The organism is Roseobacter sp. OBYS 0001 (genome assembly GCF_019654895.1).
GTDB lineage: Bacteria > Pseudomonadota > Alphaproteobacteria > Rhodobacterales > Rhodobacteraceae > Roseobacter > Roseobacter litoralis.
The window spans coordinates 226,016-243,469 of record NZ_BPES01000005.1; the positions used below are offsets into that span (position 1 = coordinate 226,016).

The 17,454-nt window shown below is 56.8% G+C and carries 19 protein-coding genes; 5 read left to right on the top strand and 14 right to left on the bottom strand.

Going from position 1 to position 17,454, the window contains the following annotated elements; translation table 11 throughout:
• Position 1: 1 nt before the first annotated feature.
• The 4 genes from K5Q35_RS13005 to K5Q35_RS13020 form a co-directional block, all read right to left on the bottom strand.
• On the bottom strand, positions 2 to 403 hold the full coding sequence (locus tag K5Q35_RS13005) for a hypothetical protein (RefSeq protein ID WP_259650534.1): 402 nt from the start codon (positions 401 to 403) through the stop codon (positions 2 to 4).
• 74 nt (positions 404 to 477) lie between these two features.
• The gene (locus tag K5Q35_RS13010; RefSeq protein ID WP_220799858.1) at positions 478 to 1,563 is read right to left on the bottom strand and encodes a porin; all 1,086 of its coding nucleotides are present in this window, start codon (positions 1,561 to 1,563) and stop codon (positions 478 to 480) included.
• Between the two features lie 251 nt (positions 1,564 to 1,814).
• Positions 1,815 to 2,408 (bottom strand): hypothetical protein, encoded by a 594-nt coding sequence (locus tag K5Q35_RS13015; protein ID WP_220799859.1) that lies wholly within the window; start codon positions 2,406 to 2,408, stop codon positions 1,815 to 1,817.
• Between the two features lie 100 nt (positions 2,409 to 2,508).
• Positions 2,509 to 3,255 carry a hypothetical protein gene (locus K5Q35_RS13020; protein WP_220799860.1) on the bottom strand — a complete coding sequence of 249 codons (747 nt, stop codon included), beginning with the start codon at positions 3,253 to 3,255 and terminating at the stop codon, positions 2,509 to 2,511.
• Positions 3,256 to 3,266: 11 nt separating this feature from the next.
• Here K5Q35_RS13020 and lepA point away from each other — a divergent pair, with 11 nt between their 5' ends.
• Complete coding sequence (gene lepA, locus K5Q35_RS13025; RefSeq protein ID WP_013960253.1) at positions 3,267 to 5,066, top strand: translation elongation factor 4; 1,800 nt, start codon at positions 3,267 to 3,269, stop codon at positions 5,064 to 5,066.
• A gap of 371 nt (positions 5,067 to 5,437) precedes the next feature.
• Here the strand turns inward: lepA and K5Q35_RS13030 are convergent, their stop codons facing one another.
• Positions 5,438 to 5,896, bottom strand: coding sequence for a hypothetical protein (locus K5Q35_RS13030; protein ID WP_220799861.1), 459 nt, complete (start codon positions 5,894 to 5,896; stop codon positions 5,438 to 5,440).
• A gap of 305 nt (positions 5,897 to 6,201) precedes the next feature.
• Here K5Q35_RS13030 and K5Q35_RS13035 point away from each other — a divergent pair, with 305 nt between their 5' ends.
• Both K5Q35_RS13035 and K5Q35_RS13040 read left to right on the top strand, forming a co-directional pair.
• Positions 6,202 to 6,381: a hypothetical protein gene (locus K5Q35_RS13035; RefSeq protein ID WP_013960255.1), complete on the top strand. Its 180-nt coding sequence runs from the start codon at positions 6,202 to 6,204 to the stop codon at positions 6,379 to 6,381.
• 60 nt (positions 6,382 to 6,441) lie between these two features.
• Positions 6,442 to 6,756: a TraR/DksA C4-type zinc finger protein gene (locus K5Q35_RS13040; RefSeq protein ID WP_013960256.1), complete on the top strand. Its 315-nt coding sequence runs from the start codon at positions 6,442 to 6,444 to the stop codon at positions 6,754 to 6,756.
• Positions 6,757 to 6,798: 42 nt separating this feature from the next.
• Here the strand turns inward: K5Q35_RS13040 and K5Q35_RS13045 are convergent, their stop codons facing one another.
• The 9 genes from K5Q35_RS13045 to K5Q35_RS13080 form a co-directional block, all read right to left on the bottom strand.
• Positions 6,799 to 6,915 (bottom strand): entericidin A/B family lipoprotein, encoded by a 117-nt coding sequence (locus tag K5Q35_RS13045; protein ID WP_083825432.1) that lies wholly within the window; start codon positions 6,913 to 6,915, stop codon positions 6,799 to 6,801.
• Positions 6,916 to 7,028: 113 nt separating this feature from the next.
• The gene (locus tag K5Q35_RS22675; RefSeq protein WP_259650535.1) at positions 7,029 to 7,160 is read right to left on the bottom strand and encodes a hypothetical protein; all 132 of its coding nucleotides are present in this window, start codon (positions 7,158 to 7,160) and stop codon (positions 7,029 to 7,031) included.
• 82 nt (positions 7,161 to 7,242) lie between these two features.
• Positions 7,243 to 7,722 (bottom strand): class I SAM-dependent methyltransferase, encoded by a 480-nt coding sequence (locus K5Q35_RS13050; RefSeq protein WP_013960258.1) that lies wholly within the window; start codon positions 7,720 to 7,722, stop codon positions 7,243 to 7,245.
• Between the two features lie 132 nt (positions 7,723 to 7,854).
• Positions 7,855 to 8,481 (bottom strand): polysaccharide deacetylase, encoded by a 627-nt coding sequence (locus tag K5Q35_RS13055; protein WP_308443350.1) that lies wholly within the window; start codon positions 8,479 to 8,481, stop codon positions 7,855 to 7,857.
• Positions 8,471 to 9,619, bottom strand: a complete 1,149-nt coding sequence (locus K5Q35_RS13060) for a glycosyltransferase family protein (RefSeq protein WP_220799862.1) — start codon at positions 9,617 to 9,619, stop codon at positions 8,471 to 8,473. The genes K5Q35_RS13055 and K5Q35_RS13060 overlap by 11 nt, the downstream gene beginning before the upstream one ends.
• Positions 9,616 to 10,200 carry a histidine phosphatase family protein gene (locus K5Q35_RS13065; protein ID WP_220799863.1) on the bottom strand — a complete coding sequence of 195 codons (585 nt, stop codon included), beginning with the start codon at positions 10,198 to 10,200 and terminating at the stop codon, positions 9,616 to 9,618. The genes K5Q35_RS13060 and K5Q35_RS13065 overlap by 4 nt, the downstream gene beginning before the upstream one ends.
• A complete protein-coding gene (locus tag K5Q35_RS13070) occupies positions 10,197 to 11,273 on the bottom strand; it encodes a glycosyltransferase family 4 protein (protein ID WP_308443351.1) in 1,077 nt (358 codons plus the stop codon). Before K5Q35_RS13070 ends, K5Q35_RS13065 begins: the two co-directional genes overlap by 4 nt.
• Complete coding sequence (locus tag K5Q35_RS13075) at positions 11,270 to 12,517, bottom strand: glycosyltransferase family 4 protein (protein ID WP_220799864.1); 1,248 nt, start codon at positions 12,515 to 12,517, stop codon at positions 11,270 to 11,272. The genes K5Q35_RS13070 and K5Q35_RS13075 overlap by 4 nt, the downstream gene beginning before the upstream one ends.
• Positions 12,514 to 13,746, bottom strand: coding sequence for a glycosyltransferase family protein (locus tag K5Q35_RS13080; RefSeq protein WP_220799865.1), 1,233 nt, complete (start codon positions 13,744 to 13,746; stop codon positions 12,514 to 12,516). The genes K5Q35_RS13075 and K5Q35_RS13080 overlap by 4 nt, the downstream gene beginning before the upstream one ends.
• 256 nt (positions 13,747 to 14,002) lie before the next feature.
• Here K5Q35_RS13080 and K5Q35_RS13085 point away from each other — a divergent pair, with 256 nt between their 5' ends.
• Together K5Q35_RS13085 and K5Q35_RS13090 are read left to right on the top strand one after the other, a co-directional pair.
• Complete coding sequence (locus K5Q35_RS13085) at positions 14,003 to 16,384, top strand: mechanosensitive ion channel family protein (RefSeq protein WP_220799885.1); 2,382 nt, start codon at positions 14,003 to 14,005, stop codon at positions 16,382 to 16,384.
• 443 nt (positions 16,385 to 16,827) lie between these two features.
• Positions 16,828 to 17,454 (top strand): hypothetical protein, encoded by a 627-nt coding sequence (locus K5Q35_RS13090; RefSeq protein ID WP_220799866.1) that lies wholly within the window; start codon positions 16,828 to 16,830, stop codon positions 17,452 to 17,454.

The window sequence follows — 17,454 nt, forward strand, 5'->3', positions numbered from 1 at the left end:
ATCACAAATCTGCGCAAAGCGTCTCGGCGGTTTCGGCAAAAGCAGCCCACGCATACCAGAAACGTTCACTCGCAGGGCTGTCAGAGAGTTTGACCTGTTGCAAAAGCTCAGGCTCTGCGAAAAAGCGCGCACTGCGCTGCTGTTCTGACTGGCTCAGCGTCAGGTTCGCCGCCGCCTGAACGCACCCACAGCGGGCCTTTGACGCCGTGCGCCGATTGTGAACGTTGCACGCCGCGCCGATCGGTCCCGTGGCAAAACGCTGAGCGCCTTCCAGTGTCACAGGCGTCAGAGTGTTTGGCTGTGTATTTGCACCACCTCCCCCGCAGGCGGCAAGGCCAAGCATCAGCGCACTCGCAAGGCCAAGGCGCAACATGCCAAAGGCTGGTTTTGTCCGACAATACATCATAGCCCCCATATGCCGTATTCGCATCGCAGGCGCAATTCATCCGCGCCCGCTGCAGGACATGATGCCGCGTCTCAGAATTTCCAGCGCGCGCCGACCGCCATCGCATCAATATCGTCGAAATCTGTGCCCGAGGCGTCAAATTCATGCGTGCGGTAAATGGCATAAAGCTCAAGATTATAGGCATCGACCTTTTGAACCGCCGCGATCCCTACGGATGAGCTGTCGGATCCGTCGATTGCGTAATCATTGCCCTCGAACACATCCAGCGACAACGCCGTGGTGCCAAGGGCAAACCAATCCTGCTGATACCCCAGTTTGGCGTAGATGTAATCGGCATCGCCTTCCTGCTCAGCCCCTGCCGACAGGGCAAGGCTGAAACCGGTGGGCTTGTGCAGGAGCGCGAAAGAGCCGACCAACAGTTCTTCACCGCCGCTGATCCACTCGTACCCAAGGCGCCCATCCACCTTCATGTCGCCATAGTCAGCCGCGTATTTGGCCGCGACATCATAGTATTCGCTGTCGTTGTCGCGATCCAGAACCTCTTCACCGCCCGAGATGCTAAAGACGAGGTTGTTCCATGAGGGCGTGTCGTACCGCACCCGGAACCGTCGCGCCCCGTCAAAGGATTTGAACGTGTCCCCGATGGCGATGCCTGATAGCGCGCCGCCATCGGGGCGGTACTGAAAGCTGCCGGCGAGGTCGGCAATGCCGGAATAGGCAATCACCGAGGTGCCCGAGAAATCCGCTTCCGCCACGCCGTCCGACGCGGTGCTGCCCTGCCCGAAACTGAGCGTGCCCAAGCTTGGCGTGGCGTAGATCAGTTCGAGTTTACGCAGATCCGTGCGCCCGATATCGAGGTCGAGATCGTTGTTATCCATGGTCGCAGAACTCGACCCGGCGAACCCAAGCGCCGTTTCAAAGTGGAATTTGACCGTGGACCCGCCCGCCAGATCGTTCGAGTAAATCGCGCCCACGCGGCTGTTGGAATTGTCGTTGTCGGTAAAGAACGTCTCATCCTCTGTCCCGTCATCGACGCTGAAAACACCAAAGTTAAGCTGCCCATAGAAATCAATTGTCGGGTCTGCGGCGGCGACATGTGGTGCAACCAAGGCAAGGGCAGACACAAGGCCAAGACGGGAAGGGAGGGAGACTGTCATGATGTTCAGACCTTTCAGAAACGAAATTCGGAGCCGTTCTGAAACAACCCTACCGCGAAAAATTGGAGACGTAAAAGCAAAGCTGCTCTCAGGCATTGGGTTTTTCAGTTTCGATCCACGTCGGCGTATCGGATGGCGGGCCAGACCCCAGATCACTTTGGCAACGAATTGGAGTTGGACACACTTGCTTGATTTGAATGGACTCAGCATTGAGAGGGCGCTCTGAAAACGAGCCGAAAAGGTTGTTCGTACTACTGCTCATCCCTTTCAAAAAACCAACCCGCGATCTTTCGACCCAGTTTCAGTAGCCACGTGGCTCGTTTTTCACGCTTTTGCCCCTTATCGATTTCCTGCCCGAGAGTGGTGAGCCAATTAACCAAGCGCGCGCGCCAAACTTTCGGCGGCTTATCTTCATTGACGACGGTTTCCACAGCGTCGCTCAATTGTCTAAACGCATCTTCTGTGAGGTCCTTTTTCATAGCTTCAGGAACTGCTTTGAGGTCTTCCTTTTCAGACTGGGTTGGCATGCGGCGTGTTTCGAGGGCTGCCAGCTTTGCAATGCGATCCCTGATGAGCGTATCTTGCGCGCAGAGCTCTTCCACCGACGTATACAAAACATTTTGTAATCCGATAAGCGCGGCGTCGTCGGGGTAAACATCGCCAATGTTACGTTGAAGAGCCATGCAGGCATTCCAGAAGCATGTTGCGACCACGCTTGGTTGGTCGCGATATCTTGTACACGCGTTTCTGATCAAAATCGTTTCGCCGGAAGTTTCGGATAATCCGTTTCCTGCGCTCAGCGCGGCCACCAGATTGATCTCAACTTGAGAGATCGCAAAACTCACAGGTTCTTCCTGAACCGTGACGTCATCTTCGACGTCCCACAGGCCATCAGAATTTAGAATCAATCTGGGACCGACGTTGGTTTTGTACGACTGGATTATCTCAGCGATCCGCTTGGCAACTACTGTCTGCCCGGCCTTCCACTCGTCTTCTGTTACCTCCAGCGCGATCCGGTGGGTCAACTGCCCATGGCAGCGGGGTGCCGTTGAGGATGCCTTCGTACCATTCGATCCAAAACGACCAATCGGCGTCATCGGCGTCCCATTGAGCTTTGAGTTCTTTCCATGCCTGCGCAATATTTGGTGGCTGGTCGTCACCTCCCCAAAGTGCGTTCCACTTCAATATATCATTCGCATCGAGCGAAGTGGCTGCAGCAAATGAGTTGGCGGCGGCGATGAGTCGGAAGGATCCGATGGCAGCGGCTGCATCGCCTGCCTCGGCAGTGTTAGTTGAGGCTGCTGCGGCTGCTGCGGCGTGAGACTGCATGGCAGAGAATGAGGCGGCGTGATAATGAGACGAGCGGTCATTCTCGGCGGTGGCGGTTTCCATACAGGTGGCGGTTGCGGTTTTGGCGGCAAAAATGGCGGACTTTCTCAATTCTACTAGTTCTGAATTTAAATAGGTAGCGGCGGCTGCAGCAGTAAAGGCTGCGCGAAAACTGGCGAAGGTAAGCCCGCTTTTGGTTGCCGCGGCCCAACTTCCTAGATACGGCAGCGCGCGCAACGCACAGCGCGCGGCAAACCAAACCTGCGTCTGATGGTCGTGTTTCCCCAGCCACGCCCGTGCGCTGAACTCGTCCGTTATCTCTACCTTCTGATCCACCTTGACCGCCCCATGAATCCGCACCATATCCCATTACCATGACACCGCTTTCACATATCCGCAATTTCTCCATCGTCGCGCACATTGACCACGGGAAATCCACGCTGGCCGACAGGCTCATTCAATCCACCAATACCGTGGCGGATCGGGATATGAAGGAGCAGATGCTCGATAGCATGGACATCGAGCGCGAGCGCGGCATCACCATCAAGGCGCAGACCGTGCGGATCAACTATACCGCCCAGAATGGCGAGGAATATGTCCTCAACCTGATCGACACGCCGGGCCATGTGGATTTCGCCTATGAGGTCAGCCGCTCCATGCGCGCCGTCGAAGGGTCGCTGCTGGTCGTGGACAGCACCCAGGGCGTCGAGGCGCAGACGCTCGCCAATGTCTATCACGCCATCGACGCGGATCATGAAATCGTGCCCGTGCTGAACAAGATCGACCTGCCTGCGTCCGATTGTGACCGCGTGGCCGAACAGATCGAAGACGTGATTGGCATCGACGCCTCCGGTGCCATTCAGGTGTCTGCCAAGACGGGGCAGGGCATCATGGAGACGCTGGAAAGCATCGTGCAGAACCTGCCCGCGCCCAAAGGCACGCGCGATGCGCCGCTCAAGGCGATGCTGGTGGATTCGTGGTATGACAGCTACCTCGGGGTGATCGTTCTGGTGCGCATCATGGACGGGGTGCTGAAAAAGGGCGACCGCATCCGCATGTTGTCCAACAATTCCACCCATGGCGTGGACCGCATCGGCGTGTTCCGCCCCGCCATGACCGAAATCGACGAACTGGGTCCGGGCGAGATCGGGTTTCTGACCGCGTCCATCAAGCAGGTGCGCGACACCCGCGTGGGCGATACGATCACGCATGAGAAAAAGGGCACGACCGACGCGCTGCCGGGCTTCAAACCGGCGCAGCCCGTGGTGTTCTGCGGTCTTTTCCCGGTGGACAGCTCCGAGTTCGAGGAGTTGCGCGACAGCATCGAGAAACTGGCGCTGAATGACGCGTCCTTTTCCTATGAGATGGAGACGTCGGCCGCCCTTGGGTTCGGGTTCCGCTGTGGCTTTCTGGGGCTGTTGCACCTCGAAGTCATCCGCGACCGGATCGAACGTGAATATGACATCGAACTGATCACCACCGCGCCCTCGGTCATCTACCATGTGTATATGAAAGACGGCTCTATGATCGAGTTGCACAACCCCGCCGACATGCCCGACCTCACGCTGGTCGATCATCTGGAGGAGCCGCGGATCAAGGCGACGATCCTTGTGCCCGACGACTACCTCGGCGATGTGCTGAAGCTGTGTCAGGACCGCCGCGGCATTCAGCAAGACCTGACCTATGCAGGCTCGCGTGCGATGGTGGTCTATGATCTGCCGCTCAATGAGGTGGTGTTTGATTTCTACGACCGGCTGAAATCGGTGACCAAGGGCTATGCGTCCTTTGACTATGCGATGATCGGGTATCGCACGGACAGCCTTGTGAAAATGTCGATCCTCGTGAACGACGAACCGGTCGATGCGCTCTCCACCATGGTGCACCGCGACCGGGCCGAGGGACGGGGCCGCGCGATGGTCGAAAAGCTCAAGGACCTGATCCCGCGCCATATGTTCAAAATCCCGATCCAAGCGGCGATTGGCGGCAAGGTCATCGCCCGCGAGACCCTCTCAGCAATGCGCAAGGACGTGACCGCCAAATGCTATGGTGGGGATGCGACGCGCAAACGCAAACTGCTGGACAAGCAGAAGGCGGGGAAGAAGAAGATGCGCCAATTTGGGAAAGTGGATATCCCACAGGAAGCGTTTATCAGCGCTCTCAAGATGGACGGCTAAAGCCGTTTAACAAGGCTTATATGAAAGACGGCGTGAGGCAGCGTACTGCGTAGCAATGCGCGTTTCCGCGCGTTGGACTTGTGGGATTAAACATGCAATCGGGCACGCGAAACAGCGACTAGACAGAGCAGTAAGAAGTGACTGGGCGCAGTTTCCGTGCAAAACACCCGCCCGGCGATATCGGCGGTTGTAGCCGGGCGAGCAGAAAAACTGGTTCATGCTTTATCTATTGGTAACTTACTTGGCCGACACAGGATGCTCCACCAAGGGCACAATCACCCTGTGCACATCGGTTGACAGTCCAGGCTTAATTTGCTCCAGCATTCCCAACAAAACCAAGTATATATCGTTAGCATCATTTAGCACTTCAGTTACCATTGCTTCGGTGATCGCAGTTCGCGTTTGCTCATAATTTGGCGATTTTTTTTGCCTGTATTGCGTAGGTAGTCGACGCGAAGGAAACCCTCCGGAGAGCCAAAAAAAGCGCCGTGCGCAGCCAAATGCCTGTTGTCAACAAACCTGTCTATCCAATCTACGAGTTTTTCAAGGTCTTTGGCAAAACCATGATTGTTTTTTGCTTTATTGGTCCTGCGAAGTTTTTTAATCAATTCGCTGGTGCTTGTTTTTCTGTTTTTAGAGTATTTATTCAGCCAATTATCGTCAGGTGGAAAACAGCCTTCGAGACAAGTGATGACTGCGCATATTGCCAACTCAATGTGCGCGCAAGTTTGGAGGTATGCGCCAATTTGAAACAAGAAACGCGGGGGCAATAGTGTTTCTACAGCTAGCTTTTCGTTTTTCATTGATGCCTTGCTCAGACGAATACTCATAAACAAACAGTGTGCTGCTTTTGAATTCAGTTGCAATACATCTCACCAAGTAACCCAATGCAAATCCTCTGGATTTGCAGCGCCCGAACCGCCCCCACGGGGCGGGCGCTTCGCTTTTTCCCACCCCTCGGTTCGGGCGCGTCGCCCTACTGGAAGCACGCCGCAGGTTGCACCCAAACACAAGATAGCTTGGTCGCAGTTTTAAGAACCACCCAACCCAACCACATCAACCTTGACACATATCAAGGCAAACACCCGGCACCTGCGTTAGTCTTAATGCGAGTTTATCACAGGAGGCACCCTCGATGTTACGCATTGCTCTCATTCTTTATTCCATCGTCGCAACCACTCTCGCGGGGACGGCTGTGATTGCCGTGTTGACCATGGGTCTTACCGGTATGATGCCAATCGTGGTGGCGGCGGTTGCGGGCGCGGTTCTGGCGGCGCCGGCATCCTATATTCTGGCAGGTAAGATCGCAGGGTAGTCCACCCGCACACAAAACGATTCGCCGCGCGTTCTACGCTGATCACGAAAGGGGATTTTCATGGATGTTCAGGTTCACAAACAGACGCTTTTGAGCCGCCGCGCGTCTCTTGTGGGGGATTTGTCCGATATCGAACAAGCGCTGGATGCGCCCATGCCGCAAGACTGGGAAGACCGCGCCACTGAACGTCAGGGCGATGAAGTCCTCGAAGCCATGGGGCAGGTCGAGATGGCTGAACTCAGGCGCATTGACGCCGCACTGAGCCGCATTGACGACGGCACCTATGGCACATGTCTGTCCTGCGGCGACCAGATTTCCGACGCGCGCCTCATGGCCGTGCCGGATGCGGCACTCTGCAGGAACTGTGCTAAATAGCAGCGCGCGCCGCAGGGGAAACTCCGGCGCGACGAGGTGTTCTTAGATCGCTTCGTCGAGCGCTTCGCCAGCGTTTTGTACGTCGCGGCCGATGCCTTTTGTGGTTTCACAAGCAGCAAGTGCCAATACGAGGCTGAGGAGAACGGCAACTCTGATCATGGGGAAGTCCTTTTTGAAGTCGTCATCAATAGACCCTCTATAGCCTATTGCGAATCGGGTTCACGCGAAAAAGTGATTTCCGTACCGCTTTTTGCGGAGTTTTTCCCATGGGGTCAGGAAATCACGCCATCCACCGCTTCGGGAATTTCATTCAGCTGTTCCATTGCCTCCGGATCGGCGTCCTGATTGTGATCGCAGGCGGCGAGGGCCGCGACGGTAAACAGGCACAATACGAGCTTTTTCATCTGGTCGTCCTTTATTGCAATATCCGGTCAGGTTACCCGGAAATGCGATCGGCGAAAGGTCAAAAATCGGTATGCGCCGGTGTCAGGGCGCGCGGTAGAAAAGGTATCGTTCCGGGTCAATGGTGTCCGGCCCGCTGATCTGTGTCAGTCCGATCAGCGGTTGCTGGCTGACCACCAGTCCGCCCGGCACCATCAGTGCTGCGATCAGGGGCGAGAGCCGCGCGCCCTCCGCCACATCCAGATCCTTGACGCCAAAGCCGAAATCATAGTGTGCCAGGGCGCATTTTGCCCCCGTCTTTGCAAGGGTCGTGAGCATGTCATCCGCTTCGCCCTGCAGGAAGTTTTCCGCAGGGGGTACGCAGGACGGATGCGGTTGCAGCACCCGGTCAATCACCCAGATGCGCCGCTCGGGCAGGACCTCGCGCAGGTGATCATAGGTGCGACCGTTGCCCAAACCCAGTTCCAGCACATCACCGTCAATGCCCCGCACCTGCTCAGCGGCCCAGTTCAGACCGTCGATCTGCGCGCTTAGACGGCGGCGCATGGAGTCCAGTCGGCTCATCTGTGTTTCTCCAGCAAGGGGGCGATGGGTTGTGGCAGCGCGCCAGCATCCAAAAGCTCTGATACAAACTGCTGGGTGAAGTCCCACACATCCGCAGTATGCACAAGATGATGCGTCAGATAGCCCAAGGGTTCAGACGCATCCGACTGCCCCATCCGCGCGCGCGGCAAGTACTTCAACCGTTTGCGCAACGAGCGTTGCGGGGTCTTTGAGGCCGCGCGTGCCACGCCAGTCAATGGGATCAATATGGGTGTTGATCTGCATCAGGCCATCAGCGACATAGACGGTTTGTCGTGGCGTAAAGGTCGACAGGCCTGCATAGCCTGCATCGGCAAGCGGCGCGAGGTAGGATGGATTGATCCGGTTCCACGGCGGTACAAAGACCGGGACCAGCCCGGTGCCAAAGAGCTGCCGCATCTGATCAAGCCCACGTTGGAGTTCGGCGATGGCCCCGCTGCGCACTGCGCCGAATTCCGCTTTTTTCTGACCGCTCGGGGCATGGTTCTTGTGTTGCCAGCCATGAACGACCGGCACGAGGTGATCCGACCTTTTGACATGTTGAGCCAGTGAGGCTTCGGCCAATGCCGGGATGATCGCAAGATGCACGGGCACGTTCAGCGCGACAGCGGTAGTTTCAAGTTGATCAAGCGCCGCAGATAGTTTCGTGGCATCGTCATCACGCCACCAGAAGCGCAGGGCCATCCCAATGGCCCTATGGCGCGCCAATTCACGGCGCAGCGGGGTCCAGTCAACCTGCATGGCTCGGTGCCTTAACAAGCGTTTCGAGCAGTTCAACCGTGCGGTTTGCCCCATCGAGGGTCTGCGTTTGCGGATCCCGTCGGGGGTCTTGCACGACAGAATACACGGTGTTCAAAAGTGTCTCGGCTTGCAGGTCCACAGAGTTCACAACGCGTATGCCCGCTATTTTAGCAAGTGCCGAGGCGCGCAGGGATTGCTCCACCTCGCCGCCCGCATCAAAGGGGACGAAAACCGCGGGCGTTCCGGCCTGCAGTATATCGAGCGCCGTGTTGTAGCCGCACATCGACACGGAGGCTTTTGCGCGGTGCAGCATCTGGCGAAAATCCGGTCGCGCGGGTTCGATGGTGGCATTTGCCGGGCAAAGTTCTTTCAGTGCCGCGCATTTTGCCGCTGCATCCGCGCCACCGACCAAAACACGCCAATGCAGATCGCCGTCCAGTTTCGCAGCGCCCAGGGCAGCAGAATAAAGCGCATCGCCAACGGCCCCCCCGCCAGCGCTGACGAGTATGTCGCCTTGTCCCGGTGCATCAGGGTGCATGGGGGCGGGCGGGTTTGCGACAAATCCGCTGTATCTGAGTTTTTCCGAAATATCTTCGGTGACGGGCCAGCTTGCCGCCAGCGGTGTCACATCGGGATCGGAATGCACGATGATTGCGTCGTAAAACTCTGCGATAATGTCACGGACGCGTGCCGCTTTGGATGGCTTGGAAGGCGGCGCTAGAATATCACGGATCGAGCAGCAAATGCGCGGCGGGTTTTTGCGTGCTCTGGCCGTTTTGAGCAGCGCCAGAAACTCATCGGTCAAGCTGCGCCGGCCAAAGGGGAACAATTCGGTGACAAGCACATCCGGGGTGGCCTCTTCAAATGTGCTCAGGAGCTTGTCGCGACGATCCCGCATCAGCGTTTCAGACGCGACATCCCCTTTGTCATCAAGCAGGCGCGTGAAATTCACGCCATCGGACCTCAGGGCGGGCAATTGCACCAAGGTAATACCGTCATGAGACAGGTGAGGCACGGGCATGCCGCCGGAGACCAGTGTCACCTCATGCCCTGCCTTCAGATGTGCGCGGGCCAGCACCAATGTGCGCGACAAATGTCCCGATCCAAGCAGGTGCGTCACCACAAAGAACACTCTCACCGGGTGCGCGCCTCAAGGCGAACAGGATCGCCTGCAACCGTCCAGCCCGCGTCAGAGATGTTCAGGATAAACAGGCGGTCCCGTTTGATGCGGAAAGGGGCGGCACCGTCAAAGTTCCAGCCCGTAGCCTTGGCCATCAACACGCGCATGATCCCGATGTGACAGACGGCGACCGTGTCCGTGGCAAGGCTGTTGACCCATGGGGTCAGTCGCGCGCTCACATCTGCCGGGCTTTCCCCGCCGGGGGGGCGATACTCCCAGCCCCAGTCTTCGATATGGCGGTAATCTGTGTCGGGATCGGCCAGCAACGCCTCCCCGCGCTTTCCTTCCCACGCACCCCAGTCCATTTCCATCAGCGCAGGTATCGTGATCGGGGTTTTGCCGCTGATCAGTTCTGCGGTTTCCACGGCGCGCATCAGCGGGCTGGATACGAGCGCCGCATCGTACCACGGCTTCGGCAGGACGCGTGTGGCCAGCCCGGCCCGTGCCTCCGGGTCCAGCGGGATGTCCGTGCGCCCCTGAATGCGACCCTTACGGTTCCATTCGGTGTGGCCGTGGCGAATGAGGGCGAGCCTGATCATATCAATATCTCGTCAATTGCGGTTCTAAGGGTGGTTCTGGCGGAACCCAGAAGGTGATGCGCGCCGACATGCGCGCGCGCCGCCGTACCAAGGTGCATCGTCAGTTTCGGCATTTCAAGCAGCATATCAAGCCGCGCTGCAAGTGCGTCGCTGCCAGCCTCGGGCGATGGATAATCCGCTCCCGGTGCAAGGACGTCACGGACGCCTGGGCGGTCCTGCGCCACAACGGCCATTCCGGCGGCCTGTGCCTCAAGGTAGGTCATCCCGAAGGCTTCGTTGACACCGGGCCAGAAGAGGATCTTCGCGCGCGCGTAGGCGTCTTGCAAATCCTGCGCCGACAAGGCCCCAAGGAACGATATCTTGTTGCTGAAAGGCGCAAAAAGCGTCTCAACCTCCGCGCGCGCCGGCCCGTCCCCTGCGATTTCAAGGTGCCAGTCGGGTGTTTGCAGCTTGGCCAGCGTGTCGGCGATAATCTTGTAGGACGCGAGTTTGTCGCCCTTACGGAACATGCCGACGCTCAGCATGCTGCGCTCCTTGCGGCCTATGGGGGGCAAATTCTCACGCGGCAGGAATGGGCGCAGGTGGATCAGTTTTTGATCGGTGGCGGCGTAATTGCGCAGCGCTTCTTTATCCCGCAAGGTCAGATAAAAAATCACGGCTGCCGCATCGCTCGCCGCCTCTGCCGCTTTGGCGTAGTCGGCCCAAGGTCCTGACAGTCTTTTGCGCGCGCGGGTTGCCTCAACCAGCAGATAGGGGATGTTCAGCGCCTGCGCGACGGCTGGCCCGATCAGGTCGGGCGCTTTGTAGTAGTTGTGATAGGTGATCCAGAACCGCCATCCGGCCTGTCGCCCCTTCGGGATCAGCGTGTCGATTTCGACCGATGCCGCCGCTTGTTTTTCCGCCTGTACCTGTGCATCCCCGATCCCGTCGCGTGTTTGCAGATGCGAGGCGACATCTGCCTTGATGTCGCACATCTGCAATGCGGCCAGCAAGGCGCGGGCCATGGCGCGATCCCCTGAGGGCACAGGGTGATCAGGTGGTTTCATCGGGGCATAAAAGGCGGCGGGTATCACGCCGCGTCCCGCATCATCGCGCGCAAGCGCTTGGTCAGCTGATTGATGCCCGGCTGCATCTGAAACTCGGTTCTCAGCCGTACGTAGGCCGCATCGGCAAAGGCACGGCCCTTGTCTTGCCGCGCGGCAAAATCCCGGATCGCCTGCGCAAGGCTGTCCGGGGCATCATCCACCAGAATGCCATGCACGCCTGTGTCAATGAATTCCGGAATGGCAGAAACAGGGGTCGCCAGAATGGGCAGCTTTTGACTGGCGGCTTCCATCAAGACATTGGGCAGACCATCGCGGTCGCCATCTGCCGCAATTCGGCTGGGCAAAACGAACAGGTCGGATGTGCGCATTTCTGCGATAACCTCGGGCTGATCGCAGGCCCCGCGCCATGTGATACGGTCTGCCACGCCTTTTGCAGCAGCCAGATCCTGCATCTGATCCTTGAGTGTACCGCCGCCGATATGCGTCCAGTGCCAGTGTAGTGTATCCGGCAAAAGAGCGAGCGCTTCGATCAGCCGATCAAAGCCCTTTTTTTCAACCAGCCGTCCGACCGACATGAGGGCCAGCGGTGCATCCGGTTTGCGCGCCTTCCGGTCGGGAGGGTCAGGAAAGCGCGTCAAATCCAGCCCGTGATAGACCAGATCAACGCGGTCGGTCCTGTCCGCAAGGCCGCGCAAATGTTCAGCACCAAATGCGGTGCAGGTGGCCCCGAACTGCGCCCCGAAGCTCTGGGCCGAGAGTTTTTCGCGCAATTCCCAGTCAGGTGACGTCCAGATGTCCTTGGCGTGGGCGGAAAAAGACCACGGCAGCCCGGTCAGGATCGCGGCATAGCGCGCGACCGACGACGGTGTGTGCAGGAAATGCGCATAGAGGCCGGTCACATCCTGCGGTAGTTCATGCGCCAAGACGCAGGCCTGACCAAACCTGCGGATGCGGTTTTCGGTTTGATCGCGTGCATAATCCGCACGAAAGCAGCGCACGGCGTCTTTGAAACCGGGCAGGCGTCTGGCGCTGAACAGCGCGCGCCGGACACGCGGCGGATCATCCTCAAGGTATTCGGGCAGGTAATTCACCCGCGCCTTCAGCCGGTCATGTAGCGGGTGCGTTTTTTCATCGGTCGGATGGCGCAAAGACCAGAGTTCGAGCGTCAGCCCTGCGTCTTCCAGCGCGACAAGTTCCTGCGCAATAAAAGTCTCGGACAGGCGTGGCCATCCCTTGACCAGAACGGCAAGCCGTGCGGGCGTCGTTGTCATTTCTGTGCCATCAACGCTTTGGTTCGGGCAACGACGACGTCCAGCCCATCCAGCAAGCCTTCGGCACCCGCCTGCGATGGTTTTTGTTGCGCTGGCAGCCCCCGGATCGCCTTGATCATGGCATCCGGGGTCATGCCGTCACGTTTTTCGTCCAGCATGCGCACAAGGCCGATTTCCTCGGCGCGCGCGGCCCTGATCCATTGTTCAAGCCGTGGCACGGTGCGGGGCACGATGACCGCCCGCTGGTCAAATGAGAGGACTTCGCAGAATGTGTTGTACCCGCCCATGCAGACAACGCCCTGCGCGCCTGCAAATAGCGATTCAATCCGTCCGTCAAAGCCCACGGCACTGACGCGTCCGTTCAGCCTCGCGACCCGCTGTTCGAACGCCTCGCGCACGTCACCCGACAAAAACGGCCCATAGATCAGCACCGCATCGGGTGCCAGATCGGGCGCTTGTTCATAGGCCTGCAAGACCAGATCAACCAGCGCGGCACCGTCACCGCCACCGCCGGGTGTAATCAATACATAGGGTGTTTCCGGTGTTTCAACTTCATCCGTGATTTCGCGGCGCAGATACCCTGTCCAATGCATTCTGTTTCGGGTTTCAGCGGACAATTGCAGACCTTCGGTCGGATCATAGACAGATCGGGGTCCGTACACCCAGATTTCGTCATAGAATTTTTCTGTGGCCTCAATTGCCCCTTTGCGCGCCCATTCTGCGGCCAGAACTTCGGCTTCGTCCAACACATCGCGCAGCCCCAGCACCAGACGTGTCTGCCCGCGCCCTGCCAGCCACTCCAACGTGGGCAGCAATTCACCCCGAAAGCCGGCGGGTTCTTTGTCGACGATCAAAAGGTCCGGGTCGTATTGCTCTACCGTGCTCTGGATCAAAGCAGACCTGAGCGCTGTCGTCTTGTCGATATCAAGCCCGAGCGTTTCGCTTACATAAGACCCATCGTGTAGTTTCGTGACACCCGGTAAACGGACGTGATCGACACGTTCGGGAAATGTGAAACGCCCGGCGACGGGCGATCCGGTCAGAATGATTGCCGAGGTATTGTCATCCGCAGCCGTGAGTGCAGACGCCAGTGCTCGCGAACGCCGCAGATGACCCAAGCCAAAGGTGTCATGGCTGTAAAACATGATGCGCTTTGATATGGGTTTTTGATTTTGCAACGCAGGATCGTTACGCAAGACAGTGCCAGCCGATGTGTTCTGATAATTCATGAGGCGCAGGCCCCGCAGTCTGCCCGCGCTGTGACGATACTGTCAGACGTCAGGGCAGGGTCGTTTTCTATATGGCGCATTGCCCGGTCCCCGGTCCCTTGCGTTGGCATGGTTTTGTCGCGGTTTCTCTTTGGCACAAAAGCACCAGCAGTGCAAAACCCGAATTCCCTGCTGTTTTCACAGATGTTGCGCAATTGCATTGTCTGCCAAGCTCACCTACCGTCCGGGTTTGTAAACTGTGTTGGACATTATCGCGATGCGCGCATCCATTATCGCTCTTTTTATTGTTCTATTGACGGCCATCGTGGCGATGCCAATCGAAAGTCAGGCACAAAGCGTCGGCTCACTTTTTGGCAATACCGGGGGTGCCGAAGAAGAAAGCAGCACGGATCGCATATCCGATATCATGGAACAAGCCGCCGAAAACGGCGTTGGCGTTGTGGTCATTGATCTGGAGGGTAACGTCGTATCGACGACAGGTCAGCCCCCGCCCAATGCAGAGGTCGCGCCAGTCGAGAGCAGCGGCTCCGTTTTGATGAAGACGCAGGATTCCCTTGTGAAATTCCGCGCGACCCTTGTGCAGCGCATCCTTGGTCTGCCGGATGATTTCAACGAGGTGATCTTTATTCTGCGCGCCACCAGCCCGGATGGCACGATGTGGGCGTATTTCGAGGCGTTATACATCTCAATGGCGCTTTTTGGCGTTGGGATGCTGGTTCAGAGATATGTCTTTGGTCGTTACATCGCGCGCTCCATGATCGTTGCGCGGACGCTGGAAAACCCGCAGGGCTATTCGCAAAAGATGCCTTGGTTGGTTTTCCGCTTCTTTCTCGGGGTGGTGGGTATTCTGGTTTCCATGGCGGTGGCCTACGCCTTGGGCGTGCTTATTTTTGGCCCGCTCGAAGACCCCGGACTGCAATTTACCGTCAGCGTCATAAACGTCGCGTATTTTCTAAGCCGTGCGGTGGCCGCGCTGTGGCGTATGATCCTGTCACCCTACATGCCGCAATACCGCATCCCCTATCTTAATACGCGCGATGCGAAACACCTGAATTATTGGCTGGTCACACTCGGTACGTTCGATATCTTCAGGCTGCTGTTCACCGTATGGGTGCGCGAACTGGGCCTGAATTACGATGTCTTTGCCTTCATGGCGTCCCTGCTTGGGGCCGCTGTCGTTGTGGCGAACATCATGATGGTTCTGGTCAATCGTCGCGCGCTGTCCAATGCGATCCGGAAAGGCGAGCCGCGTGAGAACTGCAGTTGGGTGATCAAGGCACTGTCCTCAATCTGGGCGCCGGCAGTGATCATCTACATGCTTTATGCGTGGTTTCAGGTGACCTATGATCTGGTGTTGGGCACGCCGCCAGCGGTGCCGCTGATTGCCGGAGCCTACGCGATCCTGCTGTCGATTTTGGTGGTTTTCGGGGTCATCAACTTCGGTATCGAGCGTGGTTTTGCCCGTGCTCGGGCAATGCGTGCTCTGAACCAATCCTACCCTCAAAGCGAAAGCGAAGCGGAGGATAGCCCTGACGAGGCCGCTCAAACGCAAGAAAACGCGCGCTATGCCCCAAGGGGTATGCGCACCTACGAGGAACTGGCGCAGCGCGTTGCTGGCATCGTGGCCTTTGTGGCAGGTGCATATGCGTTCTTTTACATCTGGGACAACAACAGCACGCAGATGGTTGAAAGCTTTGCCAACCGACTGCTGGACGTCATGGTCATCCTGTTCATAGGATATGTGGTTTATCACGCGTTTCGCATCTGGATCGACAACAAGATCGCCGATGAACTCGGTGACATCACCGAAGGTGAGTTGGGGGATGAAGGCAGCGGCTCTTCTGCGTCCCGGCTGGCCACGCTGCTGCCGCTGTTTCGCAACTTTATCCTGATTGTGCTGATCGTGACCATCACGCTGATTATCCTGATGGAGATGGGGGTCAATGTGGGGCCCTTGTTTGCCGGTGCGGGTGTTGTGGGCGTGGCCGTGGGCTTTGGCTCACAGGCGCTGGTGCGCGATATCTTTTCCGGCGGGTTCTTTCTGTTTGATGATGCGTTTCGCAAAGGCGAATATCTGGACATCGGGGGCGTGAAAGGCACGGTCGAAAAAATCTCTGTGCGCTCGTTTCAGCTGCGCCACCATCTAGGCGCGCTGCACACGATCCCCTTCGGTGAAATTCAGGTCATGACGAATTATTCCCGCGATTGGGTCATTATGAAACTCAAGCTGCGGGTTACCTATGACACCGACGTCGAGAAGGTACGAAAACTGATCAAGAACCTCGGTGTTGAGTTGCTGGATGATCCCGTGATTGGCGAGAACTTTATTCAACCGCTCAAATCGCAGGGTGTGATCGAGATGCAGGACAGCGCGATGATCATCCGGGTCAAATTCATGACCAAACCGGGCGATCAATGGCTGGTGCGCAAGAAAGTATACGAAGAAATCCGCTCCTTGTTCGAACGCGAAGGAATCCACTTTGCGCATAAGGAAGTCACGGTGCGCCTTGCGGATACTGAAACCAAGGTTGAAAATCTGTCAGAAAAGGAAAAGCAGGCAATCACCGCAGCAGCCCGCGCCGCGATGGATGATGATCTGCTGGAAGGTGGCGCACAGGATGAGGCGGATGATCGCTAGCCCCGTGCCATCTAGCCTGTGTCGGCGGGTCGTTCTGCCTGCTATGACCTTGACGTGAAAATATAAATTTTCCGGCCCAGAAAAGCGAAACGCAGATGTATGATCCGAAAGGCAACGGGAAAGACAAAACCGTGCAGGCCGTTCATTTTGACGAGGTCGAGCCGCCAAGCCATTTGCGCGAAATCCCGCCCGAAAGTCTTGGTCACGCGTTTTTGTTTTGTAAAATAGGATTTGTGTTACATTATATTAATCATTCTCCTATCTTATATTGCAACTGGAGGTTGCTTATGATCGAGCGGAGTGCAATTATAGCTATAGCTGTTTCTGTTTTTATCGGGGTCTTGCTTACGGCGCTAATATCATTGTTTGCGGCGGCTGGACTATTGCATGGGTTTTAGTTAACAATTAGTTAAATTCTGACAAATTGTAATTGAGTATGCTTAATGTCTATCGACCTAATTAAGGTAGCAGCCACTTCATTCACATCTGCTGCAGCAGCTGTAGCTATAGCAGGAGCTATTTTTGCAACATGGATGCCGAGAGAATTTGATACCTTGAGAGACGGCCAATTGCAGATAAATTCGAAGATAGACGATCTTGCGGTGTCAGTTTCAGCGGTGCAGACAATGGCTTCCAATATAGAGCTTACGTCAAGCGGTATAGCGAATACCGCCAAGGCCAACGAGAAATCTATCGCTTACCTGACCTCGTTAGTAGACCCTGATAAGAGATTAGTAAAATCAGTCCTCGGTCGACATATGTCTGATCAATCGGTTCAGCGGCTGCACCAAAGTGGTGAATTGGAGTTTGTGAAAGGCGCTGTTGTTAACGGAAATCAGTACCTTTTTATTGACTCTGACGATATCCAAAAGTTGAATAGTGCAACGCTGTCGATGGTTCGAACTTTGTCAGAAAACTCTGATGTGACATTTCAGCCATGGTTCGTGGGGCAATATCCCGGTGATGACATTGAGCACCTATCAGAATACCGTTTGCAGCTTGTTCAGGTTTTGAAGTCACTTAACCCATCCCTTTCAATTGAAGGATTTGACGAGGTCGATTTGGATTAA